Annotated in this window: 9 protein-coding genes and 1 pseudogene; 7 read left to right on the forward strand and 3 right to left on the reverse strand. The window is 54.5% G+C overall.

Annotated features, from left to right (window positions below; translation table 11 throughout):
• Positions 1-450: 450 nt before the first annotated feature.
• Positions 451-735 carry a toxin-antitoxin system TumE family protein gene (locus K7A42_RS00120; protein ID WP_022563989.1) on the forward strand — a complete coding sequence of 95 codons (285 nt, stop codon included), beginning with the start codon at positions 451-453 and terminating at the stop codon, positions 733-735.
• A gap of 392 nt (positions 736-1,127) precedes the next feature.
• Here the strand turns inward: K7A42_RS00120 and K7A42_RS00125 are convergent, their stop codons facing one another.
• Entirely contained in the window at positions 1,128-2,048 is a 921-nt protein-coding gene (locus tag K7A42_RS00125; RefSeq protein ID WP_077985963.1) for a nucleotidyl transferase AbiEii/AbiGii toxin family protein, read from the reverse strand.
• Positions 2,035-2,865: a type IV toxin-antitoxin system AbiEi family antitoxin domain-containing protein gene (locus tag K7A42_RS00130; protein ID WP_077985962.1), complete on the reverse strand. Its 831-nt coding sequence runs from the start codon at positions 2,863-2,865 to the stop codon at positions 2,035-2,037. Before K7A42_RS00130 ends, K7A42_RS00125 begins: the two co-directional genes overlap by 14 nt.
• 365 nt (positions 2,866-3,230) lie before the next feature.
• On the opposite strand from K7A42_RS00130, the pseudogene K7A42_RS00135 reads away from it, so the two are divergent.
• The 3 genes and pseudogenes from K7A42_RS00135 to K7A42_RS00145 all read left to right on the forward strand — a co-directional run bounded on the left by K7A42_RS00135 (position 3,231) and on the right by K7A42_RS00145 (position 5,841).
• Positions 3,231-4,426 (forward strand): annotated as a pseudogene (locus K7A42_RS00135) (IS256 family transposase).
• Between the two features lie 560 nt (positions 4,427-4,986).
• Positions 4,987-5,337 carry an MbcA/ParS/Xre antitoxin family protein gene (locus K7A42_RS00140; RefSeq protein WP_022563984.1) on the forward strand — a complete coding sequence of 117 codons (351 nt, stop codon included), beginning with the start codon at positions 4,987-4,989 and terminating at the stop codon, positions 5,335-5,337.
• Between the two features lie 6 nt (positions 5,338-5,343).
• The gene (locus K7A42_RS00145) at positions 5,344-5,841 is read left to right on the forward strand and encodes an RES family NAD+ phosphorylase (protein WP_045535503.1); all 498 of its coding nucleotides are present in this window, start codon (positions 5,344-5,346) and stop codon (positions 5,839-5,841) included.
• Positions 5,842-6,620: 779 nt separating this feature from the next.
• Here K7A42_RS00145 and K7A42_RS00150 read toward each other — a convergent pair.
• Positions 6,621-6,911, reverse strand: a complete 291-nt coding sequence (locus K7A42_RS00150) for a transposase (RefSeq protein ID WP_220367314.1) — start codon at positions 6,909-6,911, stop codon at positions 6,621-6,623.
• A gap of 231 nt (positions 6,912-7,142) precedes the next feature.
• On the opposite strand from K7A42_RS00150, the gene K7A42_RS00155 reads away from it, so the two are divergent.
• The 3 genes from K7A42_RS00155 (at position 7,143) to K7A42_RS00165 (ending at position 8,729) form a co-directional block, all read left to right on the forward strand.
• Complete coding sequence (locus K7A42_RS00155; protein WP_220367315.1) at positions 7,143-7,598, forward strand: pyridoxamine 5'-phosphate oxidase family protein; 456 nt, start codon at positions 7,143-7,145, stop codon at positions 7,596-7,598.
• Positions 7,599-7,855: 257 nt separating this feature from the next.
• Positions 7,856-8,176 carry a hypothetical protein gene (locus tag K7A42_RS00160; protein ID WP_282454648.1) on the forward strand — a complete coding sequence of 107 codons (321 nt, stop codon included), beginning with the start codon at positions 7,856-7,858 and terminating at the stop codon, positions 8,174-8,176.
• A 373-nt stretch (positions 8,177-8,549) separates the two neighbouring features.
• On the forward strand, positions 8,550-8,729 hold the full coding sequence (locus K7A42_RS00165) for an XRE family transcriptional regulator (RefSeq protein WP_282454649.1): 180 nt from the start codon (positions 8,550-8,552) through the stop codon (positions 8,727-8,729).
• The last annotated feature ends 745 nt before the right edge of the window (positions 8,730-9,474 follow it).

Below are 9,474 nucleotides of genomic sequence, written 5' to 3' on the forward strand. Positions count from 1 at the left end.
CGATCGATCATAATAACAATATCATGATATTGTTATTATGATCGATCGCCATCAATTTTCATCGCCTTCTCAGTCCGCTTCACAATCAGATTCCTTCTCGTTCCACCAATAAATAATCCACATTCCATATAAAAACCTATATAAAATCATCCAGTTACAAGCGGCTCGAATTGCCTGTCCGCAAAACAAGCAAAAATCCGCCAATTAAACCCCCTCCCTCTGTCGGCAATGGTTCGCCTGTAATATTTTATATGTTTTCGCATCACTCCAGCTTAAATTATATGTTTAAGAATGACCTTCCATGCCTAAAGTCAATGGCGCGCCGTGATCAATCGTTCACTCAAGTCTATAAGTGGTAATTTATTCCTCTATCAAAGTATAAAAATAATAATATATGTATTTACTGGATATATATTAGTAAAATATTCCAAGCGCAAATACCCTACAAACATGATTGCCACGATCCCTGTCGAACGTTCGAAAACTGTTTTGCCAGACGGCGCAAATGTCGAGATCGTTGTGTGGAAGGTGCCCGAACCCGTTAGCCCCCACCTGTTCAAGTATCGTCTGTTTTATGGCAAGGACGGCAGGCGTTTCGTCGGGTTCGACAACAAACGCGGCAAAGGCGATCATCGTCATCTTGACGGCGAAGAGCATCCCTACATGTTCACAACGACCCATGCCCTCCTGTCCGATTTTCGGAAGGAGATAATCACGAGGAGGCAGAAACCATGAGAGAAGCCTTGATTCAAATCAGAGCAGACAGCGAAGCTTCACTCGATGAGGCTTTCGACAGGGCAACCAGCGCCATGCGCTCAGGTAATCCCTCAGACCCCGTGGCAGTCTTCACCTTCTCGTCGCCCGCACAGCTTTTTTCTGTCATCACACCCAAAAGGTGGGAGTTGATTGAACATCTCCAGAAGATCGGCCCATCCAGCATACGCGGACTTGCCCGATCCGTCGAACGTGACGTCAAGCGTGTGCACGAGGACGTGTCCGCGTTGTCCGACTGGGGTATCTTCGAACAAACCGAAGACGGAAAGGTTCACGTACCCTACGACGTGATCCACGCGAATTTCGACCTCAGAGCGGCAGCCCTGATCAGGGACCATACCGCAAAGCACCTATCACTTTGTGCGCCTTTCAAGGGAGGCCCGCAGCAATTCAACCAGGTCGGATCGTTGGTCGGGATTGAGTTTATCCAGATTGCGCTGCCGCCAGCGGATCGCCGGAAGTTCCGCGACATGGCTGATCCTCAATAGTGACCAGTCCGGTTCACCGAGCTCAAAGCCGATCAAAAATGCACGGTGATGATCAGGCATTCCTCCGATCAGTGTCTTTATCATTTCATGCTGCGTCTTGATAAGTTCTTCTATGGCAATGACCTCCTCGGTCATGCCCTCAAAGCCGTTGCGGTATTCATTCGCAAGGTCTTTGACGCGGCCCGACAGCACTTCACCCATCGGGCGATTGTGGCTAAGCAGATAAATAATGAACGCTTCGCGAAGTTCATCGCTCAGGCCCTCATGGGTAAGCAAACCCCGCACATCGAAAAGGTCGCGCGGATGTTGGCGGTCCAGCGCGGCAACAAGCTTGCCCGCAAAAAGGTCTTCGAATGAAACGACATTGGTTTCCGCAAAGCCGAACACCTCTTCAACGGCTTCGGTGACGGGGGCGATGAACGGTTCGTGAACGACACCCCGCAGGACGGGTGAGACTTCGATCTTCACCTGCGTTCCCTCTGCCATCACAAGAAGCCGCAAGACAGCGCCATCATGCACATTTTCGGTGACGCGTGCGCCGCGCAGATCTGCCAATGCGGAAGTCTTGATGCGTTTCATGGCAGCGTCGATTTCCACCAGCGCCTCAGACCTTTCGTGCATGGGCAAATACATCAGGTCGATATCAACGGAGAGACGCGGCAGGTCTCGCACAAACAGATTGATCGCCGTACCGCCCTTTAGAGCAAAGCATGTCTCACGGGCAACGATGGGAATGAGGCGCATCAGCAGCCGGACCTGGGCTTGGTACTGGTCACGAAACGGCATCGAGGTCCTCTGGTACGGTGATGAGATAGGCCGGATCAAGCTTGCCGCCAGGGACAAGCATACGTTTACCCTTGCCCATATCGATTGCCGTCTTATCCAGACGCTTGAGCCAGGCATGGCTGTGGCGATCCGCAAAGAAGAAGAAAAGCCGCTTGACCTTCACGCTGTTGCAATCCTTCAGCAGCTTTTGCAGCCGCCTTGGACTGAAATTTGCAGCATTTTGCATGATCATGTCGGCCTGATGAAAACTCTCGTGGCGCGGCAGTTCGTCGAGCATTTCGAGATAGGCCCGTTCGGGCCGTGAAAGCATCAGCGGCCAGTCCCAATGCCCCCACGCAACAGTGGTCAGGCCACTTCCTTGTCCATCGACGGTATGACATGCAAGGCCGCCTGGCCCTTGGCTGGTCGGATCGTTGGGGAACAAGGTCGCGCTGTTGTGATAAACAAAGCGCTGGGAAAGGTTCAGCTTGCCCAGCCAGGCAGGTGGCTTTTCAACACCGTAAAGGTGGACGGTCTTCATCTCATAAGAGAGGTAATGCGCATAGCCCTGTAGCTCCAGCGCAGTGCGGCCGCCAACGTAAAGCGGCATTCTCGAAAGCAGAGTCTGGAGCGATATGACCACCTGCTGCCAGTTCAGTTCGCCGCGCGGTTTTCTATAGACGCTGCGCACTGGCTGTTCCAACCAATCGTTCTTGACATAATAAGCGCGCAGATTGCTGGCTATGCCGCGCTCCTCAAGCCATGCGGCATCTACGACCAGTCCCTCGGGAAGATCTCGTTCAAGTCGGTTTAAAAGTGACGTGCGTTGCTCAGCCATACTGAGTATAATAATGCATATTCAAACCTGATTCAAGTTTACGAAAAACATCATAAACTCAATCAAACTGACTTAATAACCAAAATGTCAAACTAACCTGTCTTTGCCTCGCACCGTGCTGCAAGCCCTCTGTTCCCTACCCCAAGCAAGCATACCAGGTCTCCTCCGGTTACACTCAGCTTCAGATTAAACACTCAATGCTGGATTGACCTGTTATCTCCGGCGCACCCGCTGCTTGAGGGGACGATCGATGACATCATCGATATTCTGGATCGTGTCCCGCCGCGTGGTGTAGCTGACAGGGTGGTCACCGGCGTTTTCCGCTAGGGTCGGGTTGCTTAGAGCCAACCTGAGGGACACCACCGATGACCGACGACATGATGAACCTGCGCTCGCTTGTTGAGAAGAGTGCTGATGCCGATTTGCTGCGCGAGATGATCGGCTTTGCTGCCGAGAAGCTGATGGCGCTGGAGGTCGGAACGAAGACCGGCGCGGGCTATGGCGAGAAGAACGGCTTCCGACTTGCCCAGCGCAACGGCTATCGCGACCAAGATTGGGAAACACGGGCTGGCACAGTCGAGCTGCGCATTCCCAAGCTTCGCACAGGCAGCTACTTCCCGAGCTTTCTTGAACCACGCCGGATGGCCGAGAAGGCGCTGACGGCGGTCATCCAGGAGGCTTACATCCGGGGCGTTTCGACCCGATCCGTCGACGACCTCGTCAAGGCGATGGGTATGTCGGGCATCTCCAAGAGCCAGATGTCCCGCCTGTGCGAAGAGATCGACGAGAAGGTGAAGGTCTTCCTCGACCGTCCCATCGAGGGCGAGTGGCCATACCTCTGGATCGATACCACCTACCTGAAGGTTCGTCGTGGCGGTCGTATCGTCTCTGTCGCGGTCATCATCGCCGTGGGCGTCAACACTGATGGTCGGCGCGAGGTGCTTGGCATGGAGATTGGTACTTCCGAGGCCGAGGCGATCTGGACCGAGTTTCTTCGAAAGCTGACCAGGCGGGGTCTGCGTGGCGTCAAGCTCGCCGTTTCCGATGCGCATGAGGGCATCAAAGCCGCAGTATCGAAGGTGCTCTGCCACTTGGCCAGCGCTGCAGAGTCCACTTCATGCGCAATGCGCTGGCTCATGCGGGTAAGAGCGGACGGCGGGTCGTCTCCGCCTTCATCGCCACGGTTTTCGCTCAGGACACGCCGGACGCGGCAAGCAGCCAATGGCGCAATGTAGCAGACCAGATCAGGCCGAAGGTGCCGAAACTCGCCACGCTGATGGATAGTGCCGAACAGGATGTGCTCGCATACATGACCTTTCCCAAGCAGCACTGGGCAAAGCTTCACAGCACAAATCCAATCGAACGCCTTAACGGCGAGATCAAGCGACGCACTGAAGTCGTCGGCATTTTCCCCAACGACGATGCCATCATCAGGTTGGTCGGAGCATTGCTGCTCGAGCAGAATGATGAGTGGGCCGTTCAACGATCTCGCTACATGACACTGGAAACCATCGCCACGATGAGCGATGATCCACTCATCAGCCTGCCAGCAGCAAGCTGACACTCATCCGGCCCTTTGGGATAAGCCGTGGTCGTCTAAGCTACACCACGCCCTGGGACATGATCATATTCTGTGGTGGCCGACCTGGAAACAGGCGTTCAAATTCCGCCTCCGCCTCAAGCATCGGGGTTGTTTTCCACCCATCGGTTTACAGGTCGCGTCTTTCGTTTCAATACGGCCAGCCAGCACCAAAGAAAGATCCGTTCCGAGTGCGCGGACGCTCAAACAACAGCAACTGCAACAACAAAACATTCGGCGCCGCATAGGTAACGGTAACCGGACTGCGCCAATCACTACCGGAAACCGATTGCCGGCATTTCGGCAATCGACGTCTGAACAATCACCCTTGCCACGGATCGACAACGATCGCGCCGGCGCCATCGAAATCCCGAACATTCCGCGTCACAACGGCAAGAATACGGCCCTGCACGACTGGTCCAGAACGGCGACAGCATCCAGTGTGGAGACATAGCGGCTTGCAGAGATAAGGGACATCTTGAATGCCTGTAATTTTGACGTTATATTGCGTCAGTATCTTTGGCAAATTTGAGGAGGCGAGCATGGCTCTCGCACAATATGCTGACAACGGGCTGTTCGCGCCGGGAAAAATCGCCGACGTTCTCCATACAACAAGCGACGATATCGCGCGCAGTGCCGGGTTGGGCAAAGATGCGGTACAGCGCAAAGAACGCATCAAGTCGGACAAAACCCAACGGCGACTGCGCGAAATGATCGAAGTCATCAACAAGGTTGAGGCCCGTTTCGGTTCTGCGCTCATGGCATATGCCTGGTATCGTTCAGAGCCTCTCTCAGGCTTTTCTGGCCACACAGCAATGCAGCTTGTTCGAGACGGGCGCGCTCACGAAGTACTCGAATACATCGACGCGATCGACGCTGGCGTACATGCCTAACCCCTGATGAACTACCAGGGCAAGCTCTACCGAGCCCTTAATCCGGTTTACGCTCGTGAGCCGCTCTCCGGACGAGGTGCCGAGCTTTATGGCGGCAGATTCAATCCAAAAGGCATGCCTGCACTCTACACGTCAGTGACAGTCATCACGGCATTGAAGGAAGCAAATCAGGCAGGCAGCTTACAGCCCACAACTCTCGTCTCCTACGATGCGGCCATCACACCGCTGTTTGATACTCGCGATGGCGCCCTGCTTCATGATCATGGTATTGACGCTCAAACTCTCAGCACCCCGACTTGGCGAGACGACATGAATGTGTTCGGTGAAGCCCCCACACAACGTCTTGCCCGGTCTCTGAAAAACGAGGGCTTTTGCGGTTTGATCGTCAGGAGCTTTGCTCCGGGGGCGACTGATATCGACCTCAACGTCGTCCTTTGGACATGGGGAGACACCGTCCCACATCAGTTGATCCTGATTGATGATGAGCAGCGCTTGTCACGCTGAAACCGCTGTGAAATCTCCGCGGGCGGCAAGAATGGTCTAAAACACCCATTATAATGGGTCAATTAATTGAAAATCCGCCGTAAATGACCCACTGAAATGGGCCAATATAGGCAGGCTGACGCTCATGCTGCGCGACGGCGGACATCTAGTCCGGCTCGCCACTGCATCCGATGACAGGAGCGAAGATGACGGCGCGGAAACGAGGCTGGCGCCGCCTTGCCCCGTTCTATCAAGACTTCATATTCAATAATTCAGGAAATTCGTAATACCTCAGCCGCTTGTCACGGCAGCGGTAATCGTTCTTTGAGGAGTCCACGCTCACGTTGTGTTTTAAGGGCTACGCCGATATAGGACCCGAAATGCGGAGCACTACGTTCGCAGTATCCGCTCACCTTCGGCATCGAGCTCATCATGCCGCGCCGGTAAGTAAGCGAGTTAGGCGAGAATTTCGCGGTCTTCACGTTCAGTTCTCGCTATCATTTCCCCACCGGCCCGCCGTCGTCGCACTTCAATCGTCCAGGGCACGCAGGTCAGAACCCCGCTGGATTGGGTCTCCGTCTGCGGCCAATGACTCTTTCACACGCAGCATGGGGGTATTCCCGTCACCGTCACCGACCTCGATGTGTCCCGGGCATCTTCGCCAAAGAGAATGCTGCGGCGCGCAGCGTATGCGTTGACACCGCGAACCGCGTCAACCGTTGAACCGAGCGCACATGCCAGGGATTACCGGGGTCTTAACCTCGAACTTGCGCAGCCAGCTGTTCAGGCGATCTCGAAATTCAGATCTGCCCAATAGTCGAATAAAGCCCTGACCTGCCTCTTAGGTTCGACTGTGCCGCTGCGCACGAGGGAAGAATATGTCTTTCCGCAGCGGGCCGATTTTTCAGTGATATACCGATGCGACGCGCCATTGCCGAGACACTCGCTCCAGGCTCAATCGCCTCAGCCACCGCTCGCTCCTTGAAATCATCGGACCAACGCCGCCGAAACTGCCGAGGCGCGCCCTCGAAACGTTTCGGAACGGCCTTGATCATATGAAAGTTTTTAGTTTCAGAGATAGGCGCAGACATAGAAGCTCACAGCTGGCGGATACATTACGCAATAGCTGTGCTAGCGCCACTGACGCCAGGTGGGGTCAGCTTGCCGCTTACGGTCGAGATATGGAAGCTTTGGCTTCCCGAAGGCGAGCAGTGGCTCGCGAACAGCTCGTATTTCTCACGTATCAAGGTCATGCGCTGCGATCGGCGGAACCTCAGACCTCAAAAATGGTTGAATTCGTGATGCAAGAAAAGGATTGACCAATGAAGATAAGCGAGCTCTCCAGAAAACTCAGCAAGATCGACTTCTGCATGTTCAACACACACGATCCCGCCGGGCAGATCAATAGTCGACCAATGAGCAACAATGGCGATGTGGAATATGATGGTGACTCATGGTTCTTCTCCTATGAAGACACGAAGAAAGTCCAGGAGATAGTCAAAGACTCATCGGTTACACTGACGTTCACTGCTCCACCCGGTATTCTTGGTAAACCTGGAATATTTGTTTCTGTAAACGGCCAGGCGAGCCTGATCAGAGACAGGGCCGAGTTCGACGCCCATTGGACGAGTGGACTGGACAGGTGGTTTCCGCAGGGCGCCGACACACCACGTATAGTTCTGATCAAGGTGTCGGCACGCACGCTCGAGTTCTGGGATGGCGAGGAGAATGGAAAAATCGAACTGGCAAACGATGCCGCCATGAGAGGTGCGGTATGAGTGGCAGCTTGTCGAGCTCGACGACCCGGGATCTCGGTAACTGAACGTCCTTAGTTGGTTAGAGCCCGTCTACGACTGATCTGACCTGTTCGCCACCTTTCAGGGCATCCAGATCCGAGATCGAGGAGCTTACCCGAGCATGCCGGGTCCACGCCCATGATGCATCGGCGTCACATCCTGGTGCCAACTTTGGGGCCAAAAGCTCACCTTCAGGGTCCTCCATTGACGCCCGTCGGCCGAACCGGCAACCTCACACAATGACCGCGACGAACAGTTTCGTTGCCGAACTAGTCCGCCACTCCAACACGCTCGCTCACCTCGACAGCTGGCAGAAGCGGCGCGTGCTCGAACGGGCCGTCACGACAATTCGCGACATGCGAGAAACAATCGGTATGCCATCTGGCCCCGGCCGTGACAGTCTCGTTGACCTCCACACCGTTGCCCTCTCCATCGAACGCGGATGGCGCGGCGATGAAGAAATCCGGAACGCACTGCTGCAGGCAGCCGCCGTGATCCGCGACCTGCATATCATTCTCGACAGCAAAACCGAAATCAGCCTCGTCAAATCTGCCGGTTGAATATCCCCTTGCTCCCAGACTTGCCCTGCTTCGTCAGCGACGCGTCATCGCCATGATCCCCGTGTCAAAGCCGTCACCAGCATGGCTGCGCAGTCTGCCAGAACGCTGCCGTTTGCTGCACGCCCTCGCCAGCCTGAACCGTCGCGCCAGACCGCGAACAAAACCGGCAGACCCCTCCCGCACAATCCTGCGAAGTTCCCGTGCGGCGGCCGGAATGGTCGCCCGCCCTTTGTCGGTGACCGTCCTTTGTCATTCCGTCAGGGCCATCTGCATCGGTGCCGGACATCCGCTGGCGTAACACGGTGGATGCATGAACGCTTTTCAGGCACGGGCGGCGACAGCGATTTTAGAACCAGGGGTACGGGAGGTCGCTATGCTGGCTAAAGTCACACCGAATACCGTCAGTCGTGTAGAGCAAGACGAAGCGGACGCTCGAGGTGCGCAACCTGTCACCATCGAAGCGATCAAACGCGACTACGAAGAGCGAGGGATCGTTTTCTTCGGCGAAGATCCCATACCGTATGGTGTACCCGGGGTAAGGCTCAGCAAATAGTGAAAGGTTGAAGTTCCGCCTCTTCCCAAGTCAGACTACCGGGACTGTTTTATCGAACTGACATAAGCTCACAACCCGCGCGCTATGACGAGCCTTTCACGGAGATCAAACGGCGGAACAAAATCCGACACCCCGTCGACCTTCGACTTTGTTACCATCCAGAAAACAATTACCAGATTGCCTTGCCCTGATGTTTGCCTTCTCTGAACACTACCCGCACCTGCAGTTCAACTTTGGAATGTAGTGACCCATCCAGGATTGCAGACGTGTAGCGGCATAACGTACCATTGATGCGCACGCATTTCGACCAGAATGGCGTTCGCCGTTTAATATGGCAGGATAGGCTATTGGTATACCGCCCGGACCGGGCGCCAACTTATGTACGAACCCGACATCAATGGGGGACCGTCCTGACTCCTCTCAGCATATGAAGATGAGCCATCATGCATACATCCGCAGCGTGTGGAACGGTCTCTCTTTCCGCCCCGATAACCGCTGCTCCCAAAGCATTGCTCGACCTGTAACCGCGCAAAATAAAAGAGTGGGAGAACAGGCGATTAGGTGGACTGGAGAACATGTGAATAGGTAAACAGGAGAACAAGAGAACAGGAGAACAAGAGAACAAGAGAACAAGAGAACAAGAGAACAAGAGAACAAGAGAACAAGAGAACAAGAGAACAAGAGAACAAGAGAACAAGAGAACAAGAGAACAAGAGAACAAGAGAACAAGAGAACAAGAGAACAA

This window comes from Agrobacterium sp. InxBP2 (assembly GCF_026191755.1).
In the GTDB taxonomy this organism is placed as follows: Bacteria; Pseudomonadota; Alphaproteobacteria; order Rhizobiales; family Rhizobiaceae; genus Agrobacterium; species Agrobacterium pusense.